This window comes from Actinomycetaceae bacterium MB13-C1-2, from assembly GCA_035621235.1.
Classification (GTDB): domain Bacteria; phylum Actinomycetota; class Actinomycetes; order Actinomycetales; family Actinomycetaceae; genus Scrofimicrobium.
The window spans coordinates 2,489,773-2,512,386 of sequence record CP141731.1 but is presented as its reverse complement, the minus strand read 5'-3'; the positions used below and the strand labels follow the sequence as shown (position 1 = coordinate 2,512,386).

The 22,614-nt window shown below is 57.8% G+C and carries 24 protein-coding genes; 23 read left to right on the top strand and 1 reads right to left on the bottom strand.

Annotated elements, in window-relative coordinates:
* The first annotated feature begins 1 nt into the window (after position 1).
* From rimM to U6G28_11160, 10 genes are all read left to right on the top strand, one after another.
* Positions 2 to 544 (top strand): ribosome maturation factor RimM, encoded by a 543-nt coding sequence (gene rimM / locus U6G28_11205; protein WRS30056.1) that lies wholly within the window; start codon positions 2 to 4, stop codon positions 542 to 544.
* 4 nt (positions 545 to 548) lie between these two features.
* Positions 549 to 1,898 carry a tRNA (guanosine(37)-N1)-methyltransferase TrmD gene (gene trmD, locus U6G28_11200; protein WRS30055.1) on the top strand — a complete coding sequence of 450 codons (1,350 nt, stop codon included), beginning with the start codon at positions 549 to 551 and terminating at the stop codon, positions 1,896 to 1,898.
* Positions 1,899 to 2,090: 192 nt separating this feature from the next.
* On the top strand, positions 2,091 to 2,447 hold the full coding sequence (gene rplS, locus U6G28_11195; protein ID WRS30054.1) for a 50S ribosomal protein L19: 357 nt from the start codon (positions 2,091 to 2,093) through the stop codon (positions 2,445 to 2,447).
* A 38-nt stretch (positions 2,448 to 2,485) separates the two neighbouring features.
* Positions 2,486 to 3,307 (top strand): signal peptidase I, encoded by an 822-nt coding sequence (gene lepB / locus U6G28_11190; GenBank protein WRS30053.1) that lies wholly within the window; start codon positions 2,486 to 2,488, stop codon positions 3,305 to 3,307.
* Complete coding sequence (locus U6G28_11185; GenBank protein ID WRS30052.1) at positions 3,304 to 4,035, top strand: ribonuclease HII; 732 nt, start codon at positions 3,304 to 3,306, stop codon at positions 4,033 to 4,035. Before lepB ends, U6G28_11185 begins: the two co-directional genes overlap by 4 nt.
* On the top strand, positions 4,032 to 4,340 hold the full coding sequence (locus tag U6G28_11180) for a DUF2469 domain-containing protein (GenBank protein WRS30051.1): 309 nt from the start codon (positions 4,032 to 4,034) through the stop codon (positions 4,338 to 4,340). Before U6G28_11185 ends, U6G28_11180 begins: the two co-directional genes overlap by 4 nt.
* A gap of 242 nt (positions 4,341 to 4,582) precedes the next feature.
* On the top strand, positions 4,583 to 4,978 hold the full coding sequence (locus tag U6G28_11175; protein ID WRS30050.1) for a YraN family protein: 396 nt from the start codon (positions 4,583 to 4,585) through the stop codon (positions 4,976 to 4,978).
* Positions 4,975 to 6,636, top strand: coding sequence for an ATP-binding protein (locus tag U6G28_11170; protein ID WRS30049.1), 1,662 nt, complete (start codon positions 4,975 to 4,977; stop codon positions 6,634 to 6,636). The genes U6G28_11175 and U6G28_11170 overlap by 4 nt, the downstream gene beginning before the upstream one ends.
* Entirely contained in the window at positions 6,627 to 7,850 is a 1,224-nt protein-coding gene (gene dprA / locus U6G28_11165) for a DNA-processing protein DprA (GenBank protein ID WRS30048.1), read from the top strand. The genes U6G28_11170 and dprA overlap by 10 nt, the downstream gene beginning before the upstream one ends.
* 104 nt (positions 7,851 to 7,954) lie before the next feature.
* Positions 7,955 to 8,941 (top strand): tyrosine recombinase XerC, encoded by a 987-nt coding sequence (locus tag U6G28_11160; GenBank protein ID WRS30047.1) that lies wholly within the window; start codon positions 7,955 to 7,957, stop codon positions 8,939 to 8,941.
* A 172-nt stretch (positions 8,942 to 9,113) separates the two neighbouring features.
* Here U6G28_11160 and U6G28_11155 read toward each other — a convergent pair whose 3' ends face one another.
* A complete protein-coding gene (locus U6G28_11155; protein WRS30046.1) occupies positions 9,114 to 9,650 on the bottom strand; it encodes a M23 family metallopeptidase in 537 nt (178 codons plus the stop codon).
* Positions 9,651 to 10,022: 372 nt separating this feature from the next.
* Here U6G28_11155 and rpsB point away from each other — a divergent pair, with 372 nt between their 5' ends.
* From rpsB to def, 13 genes are all read left to right on the top strand, one after another.
* Positions 10,023 to 10,973: a 30S ribosomal protein S2 gene (rpsB, locus tag U6G28_11150; GenBank protein ID WRS30045.1), complete on the top strand. Its 951-nt coding sequence runs from the start codon at positions 10,023 to 10,025 to the stop codon at positions 10,971 to 10,973.
* A 32-nt stretch (positions 10,974 to 11,005) separates the two neighbouring features.
* Positions 11,006 to 11,839, top strand: coding sequence for a translation elongation factor Ts (tsf, locus tag U6G28_11145; protein ID WRS30044.1), 834 nt, complete (start codon positions 11,006 to 11,008; stop codon positions 11,837 to 11,839).
* A gap of 94 nt (positions 11,840 to 11,933) precedes the next feature.
* A complete protein-coding gene (gene pyrH / locus U6G28_11140) occupies positions 11,934 to 12,674 on the top strand; it encodes a UMP kinase (protein WRS30043.1) in 741 nt (246 codons plus the stop codon).
* Between the two features lie 8 nt (positions 12,675 to 12,682).
* Positions 12,683 to 13,240, top strand: a complete 558-nt coding sequence (gene frr, locus U6G28_11135) for a ribosome recycling factor (protein ID WRS30042.1) — start codon at positions 12,683 to 12,685, stop codon at positions 13,238 to 13,240.
* 23 nt (positions 13,241 to 13,263) lie between these two features.
* Positions 13,264 to 14,154: a phosphatidate cytidylyltransferase gene (locus tag U6G28_11130; protein ID WRS30041.1), complete on the top strand. Its 891-nt coding sequence runs from the start codon at positions 13,264 to 13,266 to the stop codon at positions 14,152 to 14,154.
* A gap of 1 nt (position 14,155) precedes the next feature.
* Positions 14,156 to 15,418 carry a 23S rRNA (adenine(2503)-C(2))-methyltransferase RlmN gene (gene rlmN / locus U6G28_11125; GenBank protein ID WRS30040.1) on the top strand — a complete coding sequence of 421 codons (1,263 nt, stop codon included), beginning with the start codon at positions 14,156 to 14,158 and terminating at the stop codon, positions 15,416 to 15,418.
* Positions 15,415 to 15,963, top strand: coding sequence for a DivIVA domain-containing protein (locus U6G28_11120; protein ID WRS30039.1), 549 nt, complete (start codon positions 15,415 to 15,417; stop codon positions 15,961 to 15,963). The genes rlmN and U6G28_11120 overlap by 4 nt, the downstream gene beginning before the upstream one ends.
* Positions 15,963 to 17,207: a 1-deoxy-D-xylulose-5-phosphate reductoisomerase gene (gene dxr / locus U6G28_11115; GenBank protein ID WRS30038.1), complete on the top strand. Its 1,245-nt coding sequence runs from the start codon at positions 15,963 to 15,965 to the stop codon at positions 17,205 to 17,207. Before U6G28_11120 ends, dxr begins: the two co-directional genes overlap by 1 nt.
* The gene (locus U6G28_11110; GenBank protein WRS30037.1) at positions 17,207 to 18,472 is read left to right on the top strand and encodes a M50 family metallopeptidase; all 1,266 of its coding nucleotides are present in this window, start codon (positions 17,207 to 17,209) and stop codon (positions 18,470 to 18,472) included. The genes dxr and U6G28_11110 overlap by 1 nt, the downstream gene beginning before the upstream one ends.
* Positions 18,473 to 18,547: 75 nt before the next feature.
* Positions 18,548 to 19,675 carry a flavodoxin-dependent (E)-4-hydroxy-3-methylbut-2-enyl-diphosphate synthase gene (gene ispG / locus U6G28_11105; GenBank protein ID WRS31247.1) on the top strand — a complete coding sequence of 376 codons (1,128 nt, stop codon included), beginning with the start codon at positions 18,548 to 18,550 and terminating at the stop codon, positions 19,673 to 19,675.
* Positions 19,668 to 20,201: a hypothetical protein gene (locus U6G28_11100; GenBank protein WRS30036.1), complete on the top strand. Its 534-nt coding sequence runs from the start codon at positions 19,668 to 19,670 to the stop codon at positions 20,199 to 20,201. Before ispG ends, U6G28_11100 begins: the two co-directional genes overlap by 8 nt.
* Positions 20,202 to 20,315: 114 nt before the next feature.
* On the top strand, positions 20,316 to 22,109 hold the full coding sequence (locus U6G28_11095) for a proline--tRNA ligase (protein ID WRS31246.1): 1,794 nt from the start codon (positions 20,316 to 20,318) through the stop codon (positions 22,107 to 22,109).
* Positions 22,109 to 22,600 carry a peptide deformylase gene (def, locus tag U6G28_11090; protein WRS30035.1) on the top strand — a complete coding sequence of 164 codons (492 nt, stop codon included), beginning with the start codon at positions 22,109 to 22,111 and terminating at the stop codon, positions 22,598 to 22,600. Before U6G28_11095 ends, def begins: the two co-directional genes overlap by 1 nt.
* Positions 22,601 to 22,614: the final 14 nt, after the last annotated feature.

Here is a 22,614-nt window from a genome sequence, read left to right as displayed (position 1 = left end):
AGTGAGCGATAACCTGGTTCTGGCCGGAATCATCGGCGCGGCTCGCGGACTAAAGGGCGAAGTATTCGTCGAGGTTCGCACCGATCGCGCTGATGAGGTCTTTGAAGTGGGCTCACAGTTACATCTGCAAAGCGCCCGGGGAGATGCAGCATCCGCTGTGTCCCCGGGCGCTTTCGCGCACGTTCCAACCATCGTCACAGTGGACGTATCCCGCGTTCATTCCGGGCGACAGATCCTCCACTTCATGGAGGTCCAGACACGCGAGCAGGCCGAGGCGCTGCGAGGGACGCACCTGATGACACCAGAAGTCGAGGAAGAGGACGCCTGGTATCCCTATCAACTCGAGGGTCTCGAAGTAGTGGCTCTGGACGGTGAACCACTGGGAACGGTCTCTGGACTCGCCCAGGGCACGGCGCACGATTTCCTGCTAGTCAATCACAGCGGCACCGACGTAATGGTCCCGTTTGTACTGGCGATAGTCCCAGAGGTCTCGATCGAAGAGAAGCGGGTCGTCGTTGATGCTCCAGAAGGACTGTTCGACTAGGGCAATGCGCTTCGATCTGATCACCATATTTCCCGAGTATTTCGCCCCACTGTCGCTCTCTCTCCTTGGAAAAGCTCAGCAGGACGGCGCGCTGAGAGTCCATGTTCACAATCTGCGAGATTTCGCGAGCGGGAAACACCTTTCCGTTGACGACACTCCTTCCGGTGGCGGTGCAGGAATGGTCATGCGCCCGGATGTCTGGGGTAAAGCAATCGACGCCTCACTGGAAAAAACCACGATGGACGAGGACGGGTCCCAAGATTCGTTCCGCGTGGTTCTCGCGATTCCGACTCCCGGTGGCGTTCCCCTAAACCAGCGCCTTCTTGAGGACCTTACTTCCGCGGACCAGATAATCGTTGCCTGCGGCAGGTACGAGGGCATTGATGCACGGGTTGCTGAGTATTATGCGAGCGCGCCAGACAGCGTGGAAGTCCTTGAGTTCTCCCTGGGCGACTACGTGCTGAACGGGGGAGAGGTGGCAGCCCTCGCCCTGGTCGAAGGAGTCTCGCGGCTGGTTGACGGGGTTGTTGGAAACCCGGACTCCCTCGTCGAAGAGTCACACTCGGCGGACGGACTACTGGAGTATCCCGTTTATACCAGGCCCAGACAGTGGAGGGATCGGGAGATTCCGGGCGTCCTCTTTGGTGGTGACCACGGGCGTATCGCACGGTGGCGCAGAGACCGGGCACTGGCAAAGACAGCGCAACGCAGACCCGACATGATCGAAAAGCTCCTGGAGCAGCCAGGTTCGCTGGATAGGCGTGATCGGGAGGTGTTGGCACGCGAGGGAATTTTGCTCCAACCTCGGAGGGCATCCGTGAGGTTTCGGGTGCTGGAGTCTTCGGAGGTTGATATTCAACGGGTTTCCGAACTGGCCGGGAGAACGTTCCCCCTGGCGTGCCCGCCGGGAACTCCGGGTGAAGAGATCGAAGACTTCATCCAGTCAAGCTTGAGTCCGCGGGCGATCGCTTCGATGGTCGCTGATGGCGCTCGAATCTGCGTGGCTGAGGTGGGGGACCAGATGGTGGCATACACGCTTACTCTTCCCCGAGTCGACTTGGACGAGGTCGGTGGGACCAGGATCCCAGAGCATTCCTCGTACCTGTCAAAGTGCTACGCGGACCCGAATTGGCACGGATCGGGTGTCTCTGGCGCGATACTTGAGTTTGCCATCGAAGACGCGGTGGTGGCATGGAATCCAGAAGCAATGGTTCTGGGCACCAACCGAGGCAACCAGCGTGCCGCCAAGTTCTACCGCCACCACGGCTTCGTGAAGGCTGGGAAGCGGACGTTTGTAGTTGGTGGCCGTGCACACCTAGATGATGTCTTCGTGCTTGATCTCACCTCTGTATAGCTCCACGTTCCAGGCTTTGTGCTGGTTGCCGGATCAGCTCTGTGGCAGACTTGATCACCGGGCACTTCGGCGAATCCTGCCGCAGGGGGACGCCACTGAAGTAGCCCACGAACAGAAGTCGGACTCGCTGCCTAGGCAGTGCAGTTCGAGATTTGTCGCCTCGACCTGCGGCGGCGGTGACAAGGAGTAATCATGCAGAAGCTCGATGCAGTTGACGCAGCCTCGTTGCGCGACGACATTCCCAAGTTCCGTGCCGGTGACACCGTGAAGGTACACGTGAAGGTGACGGAAGGTAACCGCACTCGTGTCCAGGTCTTCCAGGGCATCGTTATTGCTCGAAAGGGTCGTGGTCTCACCGAGACGTTCACCGTTCGCAAGATTTCTTTCGGCGTCGGTGTCGAGCGTACTTTCCCGCTCCACGCTCCGACGATCGAGCAGATTGAAGTAGCGCAGCGCGGTGACGTGCGCCGCGCAAAGCTTTACTACCTGCGTGATCGACAGGGCAAGGCCGCCAAGATTCGCGAGAAGCGAGTCGGCGAGGCTAAGTAGTCGGTCAACTAAAGCCACCCCCCGATAGACTGGGCAACGTGAGAGATACAGAGGACGAGCAGACCGAAGGTTCCTCGTTCCCTCCTCTCCACGCTTCGCCTGGCGGCGGGGGGTTTACTATACCAGTGGAGAACGAATCAACGGAGCCAGACGGAGGGTTTCCTTCGCGGCAATCCATAAAGAATGACGACGATTCACGCCCACGTTCGCACCCGTTTCGTTGGCTGCTTGAACTTTTAGTCATTGTTGCGGGCGCCGCGGCGATTGCGGTCCTGTTGCGGATGTTCGTTGTGCAGGTGTACCAGATTCCGTCAGAGTCGATGAACAACACACTTCAGTCGGGATCACGCATCGCAGTTAATCGTATCCCGGTGCTGGGGAAGGAAGTTGAACGAGGCGATGTCGTGGTCTTCCAGGACACGGAAGGCTGGATGGAGCCGGTTGCTGCGGGAGGGTCAAACCCGATCAGGGCCATTGGCGAGTTTCTTGGACTCATTCCTCCTAACGGAGAGCAGGTCTTGGTCAAGAGGGTCATAGGAACTGGTGGTGACACAGTTTCTTGCTGCGATATCGACGGGCGGTTGCAGGTCAACGGGGTGCCGATTGATGAGCCCTATCTACTCACCCCAGGAACCGTATCCACGCCGGAGTTCTCGGTCGTTGTCCCTGAAGGAAGACTGTGGGTTATGGGAGATAACCGTAGCAACTCAGCGGACTCCGTATACCACTACTTCAGGGGCGACGAAGCTACGATCGATCAGAGTGCTGTCATCGGACGCGCTTGGGCCGAGATCTGGCCGGTGAGTGAGTGGTCGTCACTGGGTAACCGTGGCGTGTTTGAGGCGGTGCCGGAGCCGTGAGTCCGGTGTTGCCGACCCGCGAGATCGAGTTGGGGCTGCTTGAGCAATATGACGTGGTGATCGGGATGGACGAGGTCGGACGTGGTGCCCTGGCCGGACCGGTTGCTGTTGGGGCCGCAGTTGTCTCACGGAGTACCGGAGCCGCGCCGCAGGGGCTCGCTGATTCAAAGCTATTGAACGGGGTGAGGCGGCAAGCCCTTATCTCTCCAATCCGGCAGTGGATCGTCTCTGGAACCGTCGGGTGGTCAAGTCCTAGCGAAGTGAGTGAACAGGGTTTGACGTGGGCGCTTAGGCTTGCGGGTCTGCGTGCTATCGCCATGCTTCTTCCTCCGGTAGCCGGGATCGCACGCATCTGCATCCTTCTGGACGGCAACTACAACTGGCTGAAGACACCCGAGCAGGATCTATTCTCGACGCTTGAGACGACGGTTGGCGGCTGTCCGAGTATTGAGTCCTTGGGCATAGATGTGGCCATCCGAGTCAAAGCCGACCGTGATGCATCAGTGGTTTCAGCGGCTTCTGTATTAGCAAAAGTCTCACGTGACCGGTACATGGGGACCATCGCTGATCCCGGGTACGATTGGGCGCGGAACAAGGGATACGCGTCTCCATCTCACATCGAGGCTTTGCGGACAATGGGTCCGTCTAGAAGACATCGATTGGGTTGGAACCTTCCCGGACTAGCGGTTGAGGTCACAGGCAATTTGATGGATGAAGGTGGGTCGTGAGCGCCGAGGAACTAGAGAGTTATGAAAACGACTCTGAGCTTGCGTTGTTCCGCGAATACCGTGATGTCGTTCAGCTATTCAACTATGTGGTTGAGACCGAGCGACGTTTTTACTTGTGCAATGCGGTGGAGTTGCAGGCTCGGCCGATTGGCAACGATATTTTCTTTGATATCACCCTGACTGATGCGTGGGTTTGGGATATCTACCGACCTTCCCGGTTTGTGAAGTCGGTGCGGATTGTTACCTTTAAAGATGTGAACGTCGAGGAGCTCTCAAAGCCGGATTTGGAAATCCCGAACCCATAGTCTTTGCGCCGTGCCCGCCGGAACGTCTGCCATCGTGCCGCGCCTGACGGAACGTCTGCGGGCTCTTAAATCTCCCGCGCTTCGCGAGGTCGATAGTCGCTCCTCGATCGTTTCCGTCAGCCGCAGCGCTACCCGTTCACCATGATTCTGGTTTTTCCACAGTACTTTCTCCTCAGCGGTGCTCCTGGGGCTTTTACACAGGGTGTCGGAGGGGCATCGGTTTGGCTGGGCATTCTTTCTGGGTGAGCATCTTAGATACAGCGACAAGACAGCCGGAAAAATCTGATCGTAAGAGTGTGGGGCGGGCAGGTGAACGTGCCGCCGCCGTCTTCTTGGTTTCTCAGGGGTATTCCGTCCTCGATCAGAACTGGCACGATGGCAGGCGCGGTGAACTGGACCTGGTTGTTGAGCGTGACGGAACTGTGGTCTTTGTCGAAGTGAAGACCCGGCGGTGGTTGCCACCGGAGGCGGCCCTCACCGCAGTCGATCGCCAGAAACTTGATCGACTGCGCCGACTCGGCCTGGCCTGGATGCGATCTCATGGTGGCTGGCGCACCTGCCGTTTCGACATCCTGGGGGTTGGGCTGCGAGAGGGACGCGAACCGCTTTTCGCCTGGCTGCAGGATGTGGCACAGTGAGCGGGCTGGCTCGTTCCTATGGAATCGCCCTCGCGGGCCTTTCGGGCGTTCCGATTGAAGTGCAGACGCACATCGGGCCGGGACTGGTCGGAACTACTTTGGTTGGGCTACCGGACACTTCTCTGCGCGAGGCAAAAGAAAGGGTTCGGGCGGCACTGTTCAGTTGTGGAATAGGTGCAGTCAACGAGCGCGTCACAGTGAACCTCACTCCTGCGGATCTCCCCAAGGCCGGTTCGGGATTTGATTTGGCAATTGCGGTGTCGATGCTCATTGCTCGAAGAATTCTGCCCGAGGTGGCTGGGACGGACACTATTTACATGGCAGAACTTGGTCTCGATGGTTCGTTATTGCCAGTGTGTGGGGTGCTACCAGCTTCCGCTGCCGCGGCAGCAAACAGCTTCCAGCGAATTGTTGTTGCTCCAGAGAACGAAGCAGAAGCAAGACTACTGGAAGAGCTAGAAGTCGTCGGTTGTGCCCACCTCGATGAACTTCTAGCAGCCTTTAGGGTAGAGCCGGACCCCCAAGGGGGGACGCTCGCGGTGGGCGACGGGCGGTGGAAAAGCCTTAAGGCGCTCAGCACTCATCGGACCAGAAATGGTGGCTCGGAGACCTCCGCAGTGCCAGAGGTACAGGTGGACCCGACAATTGACGGGCCCGATCTTGCGGATGTTCACGGTCAAGGTGATGCCGTGCTTGCTTTGACCATCGCTGCGGTTGGAGGACATCATCTACTTCTTCACGGGCCGCCGGGCGCCGGCAAGACAATGCTCGCCAGAAGACTTCCGGGTATCCTCCCGGACCTCAACACTTCCGATTCCCTTGTAGCAACAGCGCTTCGTTCGATCGGATCGACTTCGGGAGTTGCCATCGGAGGTGAGGTCTCTTCGCTGGCAGGGGATCGTTCGCCCGCCCTGATACGCCGTCCGCCGCTTGAGTCTCCACACCACTCCGCCACGATGATTTCTCTTGTCGGTGGAGGAAATCCGATTCGCCCCGGTGCGGTATCGCTTGCTCACGCGGGGGTCCTGTTGCTCGATGAAGCCCCCGAATTCTCGCAGCGGACCCTTGATGCGCTGAGACAACCAATCGAGCAGGCTCAGGTCACAGTTCATCGTGCCAAGACCCAGGTCACATTTCCGGCGAAATTCCAGCTAGTGATGACCGCTAACCCCTGTCCCTGTGGCGGTGCGATATCGGGGGATGCCGATTCTTGTCACTGTTCTCCGCACCGGATCGGTCTTTACCGGTCCAGGCTTTCTGGTCCCCTTCTAGACCGTATCGATCTTCAGATACACGTGGACCGACCAAAACATCTCGACTTGGTACATTCGACTTCGACGACTACTGAGGCCGTTGCCGAAATGGTGTCCCTGGCGCGGGAGAGAAGCACGTATCGCCTCAGAACAACGCCATGGAACGTCAACGGAGAGGTGCCCGGTAGGTTCATCCGACAGAGCGAACAGATATCGGGCCGCTACACCCGGGAACTAGAACGACTTGTTGAACGAGGGATTCTCTCGCTTCGAGGTGCTGATCGTGTGTTACGGATGGCCTGGTCAAGCGCGGATCTATTTGGACGAGCCGAGCCACACGCCGACGACCTCTCCCTCGCTATGAAACTGAGAGGAATGACCGAGGGGGCTCCATCATGGATCTAACCGCGAGTGAGGCCCTCGCTCTCGACGAACGAACGGCGAGGGCGGCCTGGAGCGGGATTGCGGAACCCGCAGACTACCGGGTTGGCGAGCTACTTGAACAACTGGGACCAACCCGAGCGCTAGCGTGGGCGGCGAGTTCGTACGCCGATCCGCAAATCGGAGAGCACGATTCCTGGGGGGTTGTGCACGAAAGAGTCCATCTGCGACTTTCCCATCTGGTCCTCGACAAGGAGTTGAGCCGGATAGAGAAACTAGGGGGACGAATCATCATCCCCTCGGACCAACAGTGGCCCTCCCGGCTCGAACACCTGGGCGCCGGAGCACCCCATGCGCTGTGGGTGCTGGGAAGACTCCCAACGGAGACGCAAGACGCGGTCGCAATGGTTGGGGCGCGAGCCTCAACCGCCTACGGCAATGTCATAGCCACCGATTTTGCTTTCGATCTCGCCGCCGGCGGATTTGCCGTGATTTCCGGAGGCGCGTACGGGATTGATGCGGCCGCTCACCGTGGGGCGATGCGTGGCAGTCGAAAATCCGACGACTCGGCTGATCGGCTCTGCCCGACAGTCGCCGTATTGTGCGGAGGTCTCAGCAATCTCTATCCCGCTGGCAATCACTCAATGTTCAAACAAATACTCTCTTGCGGGGGTGCCTTGGTATCCGAGATGCCTCCCTCATTTCGTCCCGCCAGATGGCGTTTCATCGAACGGAATCGGATTATTGCGGCGCTCGCGGCTGCCACCGTCGTGGTGGAAGCTAGCTCCCGCTCCGGGGCTTTGGCGACGGCGAATCGCGCGGTCGAACTGGGTAAAGAGGTCGGAGCAATACCCGGTCCGATCACCTCAGCAGCTTCTGTCGGAACCAACCGACTGATCGCAGACGGTGCGAATCTTGTTGCTTCGGTCGGTGATGTTGTCGCCATGACAGGCTCGGGATTCGGCGTCTCTGACAGTCAGAGTGGTTCTGAGCACCCGCTTTTCACTGACCGGAAAAGAGCAGTGAAGCAGGCTCCAGCCACTCTGGCTCGTGCAGATCCGATAGAACGGAGAACTTGGGACGCACTATTTCGTAGCGGGGAGGCGGAACCGGAAGTTGTAGCCGGTGAAGCTGGACTGTCGGTTCAGGAAGTGCATACGGCTTTACTGGGGCTTCAGGCCCTCGGATTGGTGGCGCGGAGCGAGGCAGGGGGCTGGTCACGAGTCTTTCCCGCGTAGCATCGAGATGTGCGTGCCCCTGGAGAGTTCCTTACACCACATACATTTCGGCCGCTAACTCCAGAAGATCGCTGCGCTCGGTCTTTCCCGCGTAGCATCGAGATGTGGAACAGCGATCGACAGACTTGACGGTAGCTCAGGTGCTTATGCAATGGAAGCGCGACATTGTGGTTCGCCGCGGCCATTCCGAAAAGACTGCGACCGCGTACTCATCGGACGTGGAAGGACTGCTAGAAAAGCTTGGCCCGGCTAGGGACTCCTGGGAGGCGACCCCTGCGACCACCCTTAATCAACTTCTGAACTACCGCTCGTTACGCTCGTGGTTGGCAGCAAGAGTCCATCAGGGAAAATCGCGTTCGACGGTAGCCCGAAACGCAGCATCCATACGTAGTTTTTGCGCTTACCTTGCAACTCAGGGAGTAATCGAGTCTGATCCTTCAACCGCTCTTGAGACGGCTTCGCCGGACTCAGTACTCCCGGCGGTCTTGCAGCCTGAAGCAGTAAACGACCTACTTGAGCGGGCGCGCAAGGAAGCAGAAGAGGGTAGATTGGCTGCGGCGGATAAGGCGAAGAGCAAGAAGCATGCTGTTGCCGTGCGCGACTGGGCCGTGCTCGAACTTCTCTATTCCAGCGCTATCCGGGTCTCTGAGCTCACCTCGCTAGACATCAACGACCTCGACATGGACAACCTGCGAGTTCGTGTCTGGGGAAAGGGAGGCAAGGAACGCGTCGTGCCGTTTGGCCGCCCCGCAGTAGCTGCTATCTCAGAATGGATCGATGTTCGGGAGATACTGCTACCGGACAACAGTGAAGGAAGTGACGCACTCTTTTTAGGGATGCGAGGGAGGCGGTTAGATCCTCGCACGGTGAGAGTCAGCCTCGAACGCCTCACCGCGAGGGCCGGAATCAAGCGAGTCTCTCCCCACGGACTGCGGCACTCCTCCGCGACCCACATGCTTGAGAACGGCGCTGATCTACGTTTCGTGCAGGAGTATCTCGGACATTCCTCACTTGGAACGACTGAAAGGTACACCCATGTGGATGCCCGACGGTTGGCGGAGACTTACAGGAGGGCGCATCCCAGGGCCTAACAGCCCCCTTTATCCGGTTTGCCAATCACATAGGGGGACGACCCGCCGCAAAAGCGCGGAGAAAAGTCCCCTATGTGATTGGCAAACCGGATAAAGGGAACGAGAGCTCGGTTGAGGGATTCTCCTGGCCCTAAGGTTCCCAAGGTTCCCAAGATTTCTAGGAGTCTTAGGATTACCAGGGCTTCAAGATCGAGGGGCCGGCCATCATTCGAAGCGGATCGATGTACTCGTTCTTTCCAAATCGAGCGCCCCAGTGGAGACCTAGATGCTCGCCAGCTCCCTCTCTGGACACGGTTCCAATAGGTGTTCCTGCTTCGACAATGGCACCCACGTTAACTAACGGATCAACCGGTTCGTAGGTTGAGCGAAGGCCACCAGCGTGGAGAACCGAGATCACGGGCCGGTCGACGAGGACTCCCGCGTAGACAACCGTTCCCGGTGCGGGGGAGAGTATCGAGTCCCCGATAGCCACTTTTAGGTCCACCCCGCGATGGCCGGAGTTCCATGGCTGGGGTGGCGGATCAAATGGAACCGTCACCTGGACCGGTGTCACTGTCGGCCAAATCCAATAAGGGCTGGTCATCGGATTCGCTGCTATTGCTGGAACGACAATGGACAACATCGCAGCCACCGTAATGACGGTCAGTAGCATGAGGGCTCTGGTCGAGCCGAAAACTGAGTCTCTGAAATGCTTGGTTTGTTCCTTCATTACCCCACAGTGACGGAAGACTGGACCGAAGGAAACGCCCCTCTCATTGGCTTGTGGATAACTCCCAACGTGCGCCAATGCTCACTTTCTGAGCGCCTTTAGGTAGGCACGCTGCACTAAACTAATCGAAGCACCCTCTCCGGGGTGACTTCGCGTGTCACTACCGAACTGCGGTTCGGGGTGCGGGGCGATGGTCTCGGCTCCATCTGGTTCCGAGAGCCTCCGGCCGTGACACCAGGATTTGGGACCCAGTTGGGCGCCCGAATAGACAACCGAAATCTGGGCTTCGGCACCAGGGACTCGGGGCGGACCGTCTCGGGTTTCTAGTAAGCCGACGCCCCCTAGACTGCGCGAGCAGTTGAAAGGACGATCATGGCTGTTGTAACCATGCGTCAGCTCCTCGAAAGTGGAGTGCACTTCGGACACCAGACACGTCGCTGGAACCCGAAAATGGAGCCTTACATTCTCACCGAGCGTAACGGCATATACATTATTGATCTTCAGCAGACTCTTGCTGATATCGACATCGCCTACGAGTTCGTGAAGCAGACTGTCGCTCGCGGCGGATCGATTCTATTTGTCGGAACCAAGAAGCAGGCACAGGAAGCTATTGCTGAGCAGGCATCACGCGTCGGTATGCCCTACGTAAACCAGCGTTGGCTGGGCGGTATGCTCACTAACTTCCAGACGGTTTCTAAGCGTCTCCAGACCCTCAAGGAACTTGAACAACTCGACTTCGAGGACGCGGCTGCTTCAGGCCTGACCAAGAAGGAACTGCTGATGAAGCGCCGTGAGAAGGACAAACTGCAGCGTACCCTTGGCGGTATCCGCGACATGCAGAAGGTTCCCTCGGCTGTGTGGGTTGTCGACACCATTAAAGAGCACCTGGCTGTCACCGAGGCTCGCAAACTGAAGATCCCCGTAATCGCAATGCTGGATACCAACTCGGATCCTGAAGAGGTCGATTACGGAATCCCCGCTAACGACGACGCTATTCGATCCGTCGGCCTGCTGACCCGCGTAATTGCGGATGCTGTCGCCGAAGGCGTCATTGAGCGTTCCGCCCCGAAGAAGGGCGAGGCCGAGACCGCTGAAGCTGAACCTTTGGCTGAGTGGGAACGGGAACTGCTAGAGACCTCGGCCGATGGCTCGGTGGTTGCTGAAGCGGCTACCGATGTACCGGTAACCGAAGAGTCCGTGGAAGCGATCGAGGACCAGGCTGCCAATGACGAGGTCCAGGGTTCACCCAACGCTGAGATGATGAAGAACGCTGCTGACTCCAATGTCGCCGTGGAGGCCGAAGAGGCCAAGGCCGACAAGTAACGACCGCTGACCGACTGAAAGGAGCCACAACGATGGCTAACTACACAATGGCTGACGTGAAGGAACTTCGCGAACAGACCGGTGCCGGAATGATGGACGTCAAGAACGCTCTGGTTGAGGCCGACGGTGACAAGGCTGCGGCCATGAAGATAATCCGCATGAAAGGTCTCAAGTCGCTCTCGAAGCGCGAGGGCCGTGATGCAAGTGCGGGTCTGATCGTTGCTTCGGTTTCCGATGACGCGAAGACCGGAATCATGATTGAGGTCAACTCCGAGACCGACTTCGTTGCAAAGAACCAGAAGTTCATCGACTTTGCCAACGAGGTGCTCGCTGCTGCAGTTGCGACGGATGCCGCTGACATCGATTCGTTGCTCGCTGCTCCAACAGATGAGGGAACGGTCAAGGATCTGGTGGACGGTATGGGAGCCACCGTCGGCGAGAAGACCGAGATCGGTCGTATCGCCCGAGTTGAGGGCGACCATGTTGATCTGTACCTGCATCAGACCAACCCCGATCTGCCTCCGCAGGTCGGCGTGTTCGTGGTGACGAACGAGGCTGGTAAAGATCTCGCACACGACATCGCGATGCATGTCGCGGCCTTCAAGCCGCAGTGGGTTTCCCGCCACGTTATTCCTGCGGATGTTCTCGATAACGAGCGCCAGACGCTCACCGAGATAACGCTGAAGGAAGGTAAGCCGGAGAAGATTGTTGAGAAGATCGTTGAGGGGCGTCTCAACGCTTTCTATAAGGACAATGCTCTGGTAGATCAGGACTTCGCTAAGGATCCCTCGACCACGGTTGGGAAGGTTCTTGAGTCCAAGGGCGGTGAGGTGACGGAGTTCGTCCGTTTCCAGGTCGGCGCATAACACGACTCGCTAGTTCTTGTCGCTGAAAGCCCTCGTTCTTCGGAACGGGGGCTTTCGCGTAAACTCTTCGTAGTCATCCCTCACGGAGGTTCAAATGCCCGAAGCATATAAGGACAAGAGCAGACGAGTTTTGCTGAAGCTCTCTGGCGAGGTTTTTGGCGGCGGGGAGATCGGGCTTGATCCAGAGGTCCTTGAGGGAGTGGCGGCGCAAATAGCGGCCGCGGTCCGGCAGGGCGTTGAGGTTGCCGTGGTGGTGGGCGGAGGGAACTTCTACCGCGGCGCAGAACTGGCAGCGAACGGCCTGGACCGGGCGCGTGCCGACTACATGGGAATGTTAGGGACCGTGGTCAATGCCCTCGCACTGCAAGACTTCCTGGAACGCCAGGGCATCGAGACTCGAGTGCAGACGGCGATCGCCATGACTCAGATAGCTGAACCTTATTTACCGCTTCGAGCCATGGCACATATGGAACGGGGCAAAGTCGTCATTTTTGGCGCTGGGTCTGGGATGCCTTACTTCTCTACGGATACGGTTGCGGCGCAGCGTGCTCTTGAGACTCACTGCGATGAGCTCTTAGTTGCAAAGAACGGAGTTGACGGGGTCTATACCGCCGACCCTCATAAGTATCCCGATGCAAAGCTGTTGAGTAATGTCACCTATGGTGACGCGCTGGCGAAGCAACTCAAGGTGGTGGACGCGGCGGCTTTTGCCCTCGGGCAAGAGAATGGTCTCACAATGAGGGTGTTTGGTATGAACGAGCCGGGAAATGTAACTAGAGCGCTAATCGGTGAGACAATCGGAACACTGGTTACGGTTCAGGCTAAGGAAGATTAGGAAGACCAATGATCGACGACATTCTGTTGGAAGCCGAAGAGCGCATGGACAAGGCAGTTCAGGCGACGCAAGACGACTTCCAGAACATTCGTACAGGACGTGCGAATCCGGGCATGTTCAACCAGCTCATTGTCGAGTACTACGGCGCACCAACCCCTTTGCAACAGCTCGCCTCGATCAATATTCCTGAGGCGCGCACCGTGTTGATCTCCCCGTTTGACCGGAATGCGACAAATGAGATCATCCAGGCAATCCGAGATTCTGATCTTGGGGTCAACCCCAATGATGATGGCAAGGTCATTAGGGTTGTGCTTCCGGCGCTCACCGAGGAGCGCCGTCGCGAATATGTGAAGCAGGCGAAGAACCGCGCCGAAGATGGGCGAATCGCCATTCGTGGGGCACGGCGTAAGGCAAAGGACCAAATCGAGACCGCCAAGAAGGACGGCGATATCGGGGAGGACGAGGCGGATCGGGCAGAGAAGGCGCTAGAGGTCACAACAAAAGAGCACGTCGACATGGTGGATGCGGCTCTGGCCTCCAAGGAAGAAGAGTTGCTAGCCGTCTAGCGGCAGGAACCGATCCAAATCCCATGGGCACAGACAAGGCATCGCGCCTGCTAACAATCATCAGGCCGAACCCAACGGTTGACCACAAACCTCTGCCGTCTTCGGGGCGTGCTGGTCGCAACCTCCCTGCAGCGGTGGCGTCGGCTGTTGTACTCATCGTTGTCGTTGCGGCGGCACTGTTTCTTGCGCGTCCAGTCTTCCTGGTGATAGTCGGGATACTGGTTTGGCTTGCTTCATGGGAGATTGCCGGGGCGCTTGCCAGACGGGATATGACGGTGATGTTGGTCCCGGTGTATCTGGGTGGCGCAGCGATGCTGGTGGCCGGTGCATACGGTTCGGTCGGGTGGTTGATGATATCCCTCTACCTGACCCTAATCATGATTGTCATAAACCGAATGCTGTGGTCATCCCTTTCGACCCGTCCAGTTTTGGATGTCCTTGCGAGCGTTTTTACCGCGGTCTATGTTCCGTTTCTTGGGTCGTTCGTAGCTTTGATCTCGGCCTATACGCAGTCGCCGTGGCCTCTGGTGTTCTTTATCGTGGTTGTAGTTTGCAACGACCTGGGCGGATGGATGGCGGGAGTGCTCTACGGCAAGCATCCGATGGCGCCCAAGCTCTCCCCGAAGAAGTCATGGGAAGGGTTCGCCGGATCGGTGGCCCTCTGCCTGGTTGCGGGAGTCATCGGTACGTTCGTCATGGATATCCCGTGGTGGTGGGCGGTGGTCATGGCAGTCGTTGGTTCGGTGATCGGCACGCTTGGCGACCTAACTGAATCACTGATCAAACGAGACGTGGGCCTTAAGGACATGTCGGGGATTTTGCCCGGACACGGTGGGATCATGGACCGCGTTGACTCCATCCTTTTCGCGGCACCGGCGTTCTTCCTGATTTACACGCTTGCATTTAGTTGGTGATATGACCTCCCAGCAGTCAGCCATTCGGCCGAAACGGCGCGAGGTGCGCCCTACTGACCAACCGCCCGAGGGAGCCGTGACTCCTGATGCGCGACCGGTGCTGCAGTTCGCGGCACCGAGACGTGGGAAGGCTCCGACCCACCTGGCTGACCTCCCCGCTGCGGATAGGCGTAAGTGGGCAAAGGAAATAGGTATCCCCGCTTTTCGCGCTGATCAGATCTCCCGGCATTATTTCGGTCGGAACGAGGGCAACCCGCTTGAGATGACTGACCTTGCCCCAGCGGACAGGACTGGGGCGGCAACTACAATGCTTCCCCCTCTAGTAAAGGAGATAAGTAAACAGACGGCTGACGCGGGCACTACCGTAAAGAATCTTTGGCAACTTCATGACGGCGTTAATGTCGAGTCGGTATTAATGCGATACCCGGGTCGGACCACTCTGTGTATTTCCTCGCAGGCCGGTTGCGGCATGGCGTGTCCTTTCTGCGCGACGGGGCAAATGGGGCTTACCAGAAACCTTTCGGCCGCCGAGATCGTCGAACAGGTTCGCCATGCTCGGCTGACCTGTGAGAACGGAGAATTACCGGGCGGTGCAACGAACCTCACCAACGTGGTGTTCATGGGGATGGGGGAGCCCTTAGCGAACTGGAAAGCCCTCACGCAGACACTCCACCGATTGCTTGACCCGGCGCCGGAAGGTTTTGGAATGAGCGCCAGGAATGTCACCGTTTCTACCGTTGGCCTGGTGCCCGGGATAGGTAAGTTGGCGGATTCGGGTTTCCCGGTCACCCTGGCGATCTCATTGCACGCCCCGGATGATGACCTTCGCGATGAGCTTATTCCGATCAATTCACGCTGGAAAGTGGGTGAGTTGCTCGATGCCGCGCGACAGTATTTCGTCAAGACCGGGCGTCGTGTCTCAATCGAGTATGCGCTGATAATGGACATGAATGACCAGCCTTGGCGTGCGCAACTCCTCGCTGACGAACTCAATAAACGAGGCAAAGGCTGGGCTCACGTGAATCCCATCCCACTAAATCCGACTCCGGGAACCATTTGGACGGCCTCAACGCTTGATGCGCAGAACGAGTTTGTGAGGATCCTTCGTGAGAACGGAATCCGAACTACCATTCGTGACACCCGCGGAGCCGACATCGATGGTGCCTGCGGACAACTTGCCACGCAGTGGGCTAAGCGTAACAATTCAAAGAACGCATCGAAAACGTCTGTGGGCAGCGGGCCCGCAAAGGAGAAGACCCAATGAGCGAGCTGTTTCCATCCGCTGGCAAGCTCTCACGCGGTTACGACAAGGAAATGGTGTTCCAGTTCTTTGGTGACGCGCGCGAAGCGTACGAGGGTGGCGCTACTGCTGACCAGATTTCTTTCGACGAGATTAGGCGAGCCGCATTCCCCCTGGTTCGAGGCGGGTATGACACGAAGTCGGTGGATCGCTCGCTCAGCAGGCTAGAGTCTGCGTTTATCCAGCGAGATCGTGCCAACTACATCACTCGTAATGGCGAGGCAGCGTGGTACGCAAAGATCGCGGACGATGCCACCGTCCTCTACCCCCGTCTATTGCGTCCGCACGGTGACCGCTTTAGTCATCCCGAGGGCAAAGGATATGATGCCCAGGAAGTAGACCAGCTACTCGATCGTCTCGCGGATTATTTTGACAAGAACTCCGGCATCAAGGAGTCCGATTTAAGGTTCGCTGTGTTCAAGGCGGCGAAGGGTGAGAAGGCATACGCAGAGGCACAGGTAGATGCGTTCTTGGCGCGTGCCATGTACGTTCTGCTGGCGGTCTCCTAATGCGATCTAGTGATGACCAGGTCATTAGTGTCGTCATTCTAGGGTCAACCGGTTCTATCGGCACCCAGGCACTCGAGGTCATTCGTAAGCACCCGCAAAAATTCAATGTAGTTGGTCTTGCAGCGGCCGGATCTGACCCTGAACGTTTGAACAGGCAGATAAAAGAGTTCTCTCCGGAGTTGGTCGCTGTTGCCAAGAACCACGATGAGTTCACTGACCGGGAAACGCTCCAACTACTCAGATCCAGCGCCGATTTGGTCGGTGCCGAACTCAGCTTCGGTCCGGATAGTGTTTCCGAACTGGCTGGCACCTTCAGAGGCGCCACGGTTCTCAACGGAATTAACGGTGGGGTTGGACTTGCCCCGACGCTCGCCGCGCTTGAGGCCGGATCGACGTTGGCCCTCGCAAATAAAGAGTCTCTGGTTGTCGGGGCACCCGTGGTAAAGAAGGCGGTGCAAAGACCCGGTCAGATTATCCCGGTTGATTCAGAGCATTCCGCGATCGCCCAGGCGCTGATGGCGGGGCGCCACAACAGGGGACTGACCTCGAAGAATCTTGACGGAGAATCTGACCTCTATTCGCTGGTTCTCACTGCCTCCGGCGGGCCCTTCCGCGGAATGACTAGGGGTGAACTCAGGGACGTGACTGCGCAGCAGGCGTTGGCCCATCCAACTTGGTCAATGGGGCCCGTGGTCACCGTTAACTCCTCGACTCTGATGAACAAGGGGCTTGAGATTATTGAAGCGTCGGTCCTCTTTGACGTTCCGCCAAGTCGCATCACCCCGGTCGTGCACCCACAGTCGATCGTGCACTCGATGGTCACTTGGAATGACGGATCTACCATTGCCCAGGCCGCCTACCCGAATATGCGAGTTCCCATTGCCCTAGGACTGGATTGGCCTAACCACCTAGAGAGCGTTGGAGCACCACTCAACTGGATTAGTCCTACGGAGTGGACGTTCGAGCCGGTTAACGAGCAGACCTTCCCGGCGGTGACTCTGGCTCAAGCCTGCTTGGAGATGTCACAGACCCATCCTGCGGTAATGAATGCCTCGAACGAGGTTTGTGTTGATCGCTTCCTTGCAGGCGGGCTCAGTTGGCTCTGCATTGTGGACACCGTTTCTCAGGTTGTTGAAGAACATGATGGGGTGTCCGCCCCGTCCCTTGACGACATCATGGAGGCGCAGCGCTGGGCTGTCGAACGTACCGAGCAGCTTATCTCTGAAGGACAGAGTTCTCAGTAATGTGGTTGATCGGATTTGTTGTCCTGATCCTCGGAGTGCTCATCTCGGTGGCGCTTCATGAGCTTGGGCACCTGATTCCAGCCAAGAAGTTCGGTGCTGCGGTACCCGAGTACTGGATTGGTTTCGGTCCCAAGCTTTGGAAGACCAAGTACAAGGGGACTACGTATGGCATAAAGGCAGTCCTCCTCGGTGGTTATGTGCGGATCATCGGAATGTTCCCCCCAACCAGGTCGGGGCAGCGGATGACGAAGGCGAACGGTCAGCCGACAATGGCTGAGGAGGCACGACGTCAATCACAGGCCGATATCCAAGAGGCACGTCGCTCGGGCGTGCCAGGAGTACCGTTCTACCAGCTGACAACTCCTCAGAAACTAGTGGTCATGACCGGTGGGCCGCTGATGAACTTGTTGCTCTGCTTCCTTATTGTGGCAACTATTCTGCTTGGTTTCGGTTGGCAGGCTCCCTCGACCACGATTGAAAGTATCGTCAACGATGAGACGCCGAGCCCTGCGGCCGTAGCCGGAATTCTGCCGGGCGATACTGTACTTAGCTGGGGCGGGAGTGAAGTAGAGTCTTGGGATCAGCTACGATCCCTGATCCAGGACACGCCAGAATCCGGCGCGGTTGTAGAACTACAACGTTCCGACGGACAGACAGACGCGGTGACGGTGGTTCCAGATATCAATGATGACGGCGAGCGCTCGATCGGAATCGTCAGTCAACTACAACGGGAACGAGGAGACCTCTCAGACGTCGGCAGGGTGGTCTGGACCCAGTTCACCGGCACGGTAGCGGCGGTGGCCGCTCTTCCGGTGAGTCTCTATGAGATGGCGCGTTCTTTCGTCACCGGTGAAGAGCGTGACCCAAACGGGGTGGTGTCCATAGTTGGAGTCGCCCGGATCGCCGGCCAAATCACCTCGCCCGATTCCCTGAGCCAGGAGCAGACAACGGCAAGTGGGACTGTCACTGTTGCCCCCTCGTTTGAGGACAGAGTAGTTATGATGCTCTCTCTACTTGCCTCGTTGAACATGGCGCTGTTCGTCTTCAACCTCATTCCTCTACCTCCTCTCGATGGTGGACACGTTGCCGGGGCCCTCTACGGGGGAGCAAAGAACGTGGTAGCGAAGTTGCGTGGGAAGCCGAAGCCAGCTCCGGCTGACACCGCACGTCTGATGCCGCTTACCTACGGCGTGTTCATCGCCCTGATGGCGATGACCGTAATTCTCGTCCTCGCCGACATCGTGAATCCGGTAACCATCCTCTGAGGGTGACGAATGACGTGCCCTGCTCTGGAGGAGGAGGGGGATAATAGAACCGTGAGTCAAGCTATCTCTCTAGGAATGCCAACGGTGAAGGACGACCCCTTCAACCGACGGAAGACCCGGCTGATCCACGTGGGCGATGTCCCCGTCGGTGGAGGAAGCCCAATCAGTGTCCAGTCGATGACAACGACAAAGACCCACGACATTGGTGCGACGCTTCAGCAGATTGCCGAGTTGACGGCGGCGGGTTGCGATATTGTGCGCGTTGCCTGTCCAACAGACAAGGACGCTGAGGCGCTGCCGATCATTGCTCGTCAATCAACGATTCCTGTTATTGCGGACATTCACTTCCAACCCCGCTACGTCTTTCAGGCGATTGAGGCTGGTTGCGGCGCGGTTCGCGTGAACCCGGGAAACATTCGTAAGTTTGACGACCAGGTTGCTGAGATCACCAAGGTTGCTAAGGACCATGGGACTTCACTTCGTATCGGGGTTAACGCCGGTTCGCTTGATCGGCGTATGTACGCCAAGTACGGCGGAGCCACCCCGGAGGCGCTGGCCGAATCAGCAATCTGGGAAGCCTCGCTGTTCGAGGAACATGACTTCCATGACTTCAAAATCTCGGTGAAGCACCATGATCCAGTGACGATGATTCGCGCGTATGAGATTCTCTCGGAAGCGGGAGACTGGCCACTACACCTGGGAGTCACGGAGGCGGGTCCTGCATTCCAGGGCACCATCAAGTCGGCAACCGCGTTCGGAGCACTGCTTCGTGAAGGAATTGGTGACACGATCCGTGTCTCGCTCTCGGCTCCTCCTGTCGAAGAAGTCAAAGTCGGCCTGCAGATTCTTCAGTCGATGGGATTGCGTGAGCGCACCCTTGAAATCGTCTCCTGCCCTTCGTGCGGTAGGGCGCAGGTGGATGTCTACACCCTTGCTGAAGAGGTAACTGAGGGACTAAAAGACCTGACCGTTCCACTGCGGGTGGCGGTAATGGGTTGCGTGGTTAACGGGCCGGGAGAGGCACGTGAGGCCGATCTTGGAGTAGCTTCGGGAAACGGCAAGGGACAGATCTTCATAAAGGGTGACGTCGTCGCTACTGTCCCGGAAGAACAAATCGTTGAGACTCTGATCCAGTTCGCGAATCAACTTGCCGAGGAGATGGGACTGGAAGAAGGCGAAGGCGAGGTCGAGGTAATTGCCTAAAACGGGACGGAAGTTTTTGCTCTCGCTCGGACTCAGCGCTGTAGCGACGGCCTTGGTGGTAAGCGGATTCCCTCGTCGTAGCGGGCTGACGGCGGCCCAGTCTCTCGTCTCGATGCCGGGCGACATGGTGCTCCCGACTGCCCCGGTGCAGGCCGACCGTGCGGGAACGCTAGCTGCCACTGCGGACGAAGTCTGGCCGCTGGTTGAGGATTTGGCTACGGCATACGCCGACCTGTGGGACGTTCCGCTACAGACCGTCTACGAGTCAGAAAACGAGCTGCTGGTCGTTCAAACAGACGAGCGTTCGGTAGATGAGAACCCCAATGAGGCGTATTGGAGAGCATCACTCGCGATCCGACTGATCCCCAGCGTGGACGGCACAGTTACGGTTCAGATTCGTGAGCGCTATCTGCCGAATGGAGCGGCGGGGAAGACCGCCGCATACTCTGCGATGATTCTCAGCGCGGTGCTCGTGAAGAAATGGCTTCGCGGTTCACGGAAGCATGTTGCACCCGTCACTGAGTAGCTGACGACGGGAAGGCAGCATTTGCCTCATAATCTAAGACAGACTCAGGCGTGTGCCTGGTAGGGGCCAACCGCGTCGCTTGCGCGGGGCCGAGAGCGAAGGGTGAGTAAACAATTGCTTACAACCATGTCCCAGCTTTTCGTCCGGACACTGCGTGAGGACCCGGCCGAGGCTGAGTTGTCGAGCCACAAGCTGTTGGTGCGCGCCGGTTACACCAGGAGGGTTGCTCCCGGAATCTATACTTGGCTTCCGCTGGGCCTTCGGACGCTAAGGAAAATCGAAACCGTTGTCCGAGAAGAGATGGATGCCGCTGGCGCTCAGGAGGTACTTTTCCCTGCTCTGTTACCGAAGGAGCCGTACGAAGCGACCGGGCGTTGGGAAGAATACGGCGACAACCTGTTCCGTCTCCAGGACCGGCGTAAGAATGACTACTTGCTGGCCCCAACGCACGAGGAAATGTTCACCCTGCTGGTGAAGGACATGGTCTCTTCGTACAAAGAGTTGCCTCTTACCCTGTACCAAATCCAAACTAAGTATCGGGACGAGGCACGTCCCCGTGGCGGTTTGTTACGAGGGCGAGAGTTCCTGATGAAGGACGCCTACTCATTCGACCTAACCGACGAGCAACTGGGAGGGTCGTACCAGGCTCAGCGCGACGCCTATCAGCGGATCTTCAAGCGACTCGGCCTGGACTACGTAATCTGCTCGGCGGTGGCCGGGGCTATGGGCGGTTCTCGATCCGAAGAGTTCCTCTCGCCGAGTGAGGCGGGTGAGGACGTCTATGTCGTCTCTCCCGGTGGATATGTCGCGAACGCTGAGGCCGTGGTGACTCCGCAGCCTGATGCGAAGCCAATTGATGGATTACCGGACCCGGTCGAGTTTCCCTCGCCGGACACGCGTACTATCCAGACACTGGTTGATTTGCTGAATGCGGAACACCCACGCGAGGATCGCCCTTGGGAAGCTGGCGATACCTTGAAGAACGTTGTCTTTGCAACCACGGATCCTTCTGGAAAGCGTGACCTCCTTGTCGTCGGTGTTCCGGGTGACCGCGAGGTCGATATGAAGCGTCTCGAAGCTTCTGTATCTCCTTTGGAAATTGAAGTTGCGACCGAGGATGATTTCAAGAAGTATCCGAGACTGGTTCAGGGGTACATTGGTCCGGCGATACTGGGTCTGGATGATAAGGGCGAGGGAGTTCGCTACCTGGTCGATCCTCGTATCGTCGACGGAACGGTGTGGGTGAGCGGTGCCAACGCTGTGGACAGGCACGTTTATGGCATGGTCATGGGTCGTGACTTTAGGGCGGACGGTACCATCGAAGCGGCTGAGATTCGCGAGGGCGATCCGGCTCCTGACGGGTCGGGCGGACTCCAGTTGCACCGCGGCATCGAGATTGGCCACATCTTCCAACTGGGTCGCAAGTACGCGGAAGCTCTGGGACTGACCGTGCTCGACGAGAACGGCAAGTCGCGTGTGGTTACCATGGGTTCCTATGGAATTGGTGTTTCTCGGGTTCTTGCAGCGCTCGCACAGGCCAACAATGACGAGAACGGTTTGAAATGGCCCGCCGCGGTTGCGCCTTTTGACGTTGATGTGGTTGTCGCTGGCAAGGGTGAGGAGCTTGAGACGGCCGCACGTCAGATTGGTGAGGACCTAGATTCTGCAGGACTCTCGGTTGTCCTTGATGATCGTCGCCAGGTTAGCGCAGGCGTGAAATTTGCGGATTCTGAGTTGATTGGGTTCCCAATCACCGTGGTCGTTGGACGAGGTCTGAAGGACGGCAAGGTCGAGATTCGCTCCCGTTCCACGGGTGATCGTCAGGAAATCGCTGTGGAAGAGGCGTTCGAGAGCGTAGTTGCTCTGCACACCGCGTTACTCGACGAACAGAAAGCTGGGACACGGTAATGGCTATCCGAGAGATCCGAATTATTGGCGACCCGGTTCTTCGTACTCCGTGCGAACCGATCACAGAGATTGACGAAAGAGTGAAGTCGCTGATTGAGGACTTGCTAGAAAACGTTGATATGGATGGTCGTGCGGGTCTGGCGGCAAACCAGATCGGTGTCGGCTTGCGAGCATTCTCTTACAACATCGATGGGGAGATTGGCTACGTCATTAACCCTCGTCTCGCTGAGATCTCGATGGAGGAGTACCAGGATGGGGAAGAGGGGTGCCTCTCCGTGCCAGGACTGTGGTACCCGACGGAGCGTGCCTGGTATGCCCGCGTTGAGGGAATCGACTTGGATGGTAAGCCCATAGTGGTTGAGGGAGAGGAACTGATGGCCCGTTGCCTCCAGCATGAGACTGATCATCTGGATGGAATGATCTACATTGATCGCCTCGATAGGTCCACGCGAAAGAGGGCACTGCGCGACATCAGAAATGCAGACTGGTAAGAACCTCATCACTT

Coding starts and splice junctions, on each gene's coding strand:
- rlmN (WRS30040.1), top strand. CDS start 14,156: ATGACCTCCCAGCAGTCAGCCATTCGGCCGAAACGGCGCGAGGTGCGC.
- U6G28_11110 (WRS30037.1), top strand. CDS start 17,207: ATGTGGTTGATCGGATTTGTTGTCCTGATCCTCGGAGTGCTCATCTCG.
- dprA (WRS30048.1), top strand. CDS start 6,627: ATGGATCTAACCGCGAGTGAGGCCCTCGCTCTCGACGAACGAACGGCG.
- dxr (WRS30038.1), top strand. CDS start 15,963: ATGCGATCTAGTGATGACCAGGTCATTAGTGTCGTCATTCTAGGGTCA.
- ispG (WRS31247.1), top strand. CDS start 18,548: ATGCCAACGGTGAAGGACGACCCCTTCAACCGACGGAAGACCCGGCTG.
- U6G28_11155 (WRS30046.1), bottom strand. CDS start 9,650: ATGAAGGAACAAACCAAGCATTTCAGAGACTCAGTTTTCGGCTCGACC.
- def (WRS30035.1), top strand. CDS start 22,109: ATGGCTATCCGAGAGATCCGAATTATTGGCGACCCGGTTCTTCGTACT.
- rplS (WRS30054.1), top strand. CDS start 2,091: ATGCAGAAGCTCGATGCAGTTGACGCAGCCTCGTTGCGCGACGACATT.
- frr (WRS30042.1), top strand. CDS start 12,683: ATGATCGACGACATTCTGTTGGAAGCCGAAGAGCGCATGGACAAGGCA.
- pyrH (WRS30043.1), top strand. CDS start 11,934: ATGCCCGAAGCATATAAGGACAAGAGCAGACGAGTTTTGCTGAAGCTC.
- U6G28_11120 (WRS30039.1), top strand. CDS start 15,415: ATGAGCGAGCTGTTTCCATCCGCTGGCAAGCTCTCACGCGGTTACGAC.
- U6G28_11130 (WRS30041.1), top strand. CDS start 13,264: ATGGGCACAGACAAGGCATCGCGCCTGCTAACAATCATCAGGCCGAAC.
- tsf (WRS30044.1), top strand. CDS start 11,006: ATGGCTAACTACACAATGGCTGACGTGAAGGAACTTCGCGAACAGACC.
- rpsB (WRS30045.1), top strand. CDS start 10,023: ATGGCTGTTGTAACCATGCGTCAGCTCCTCGAAAGTGGAGTGCACTTC.
- trmD (WRS30055.1), top strand. CDS start 549: ATGCGCTTCGATCTGATCACCATATTTCCCGAGTATTTCGCCCCACTG.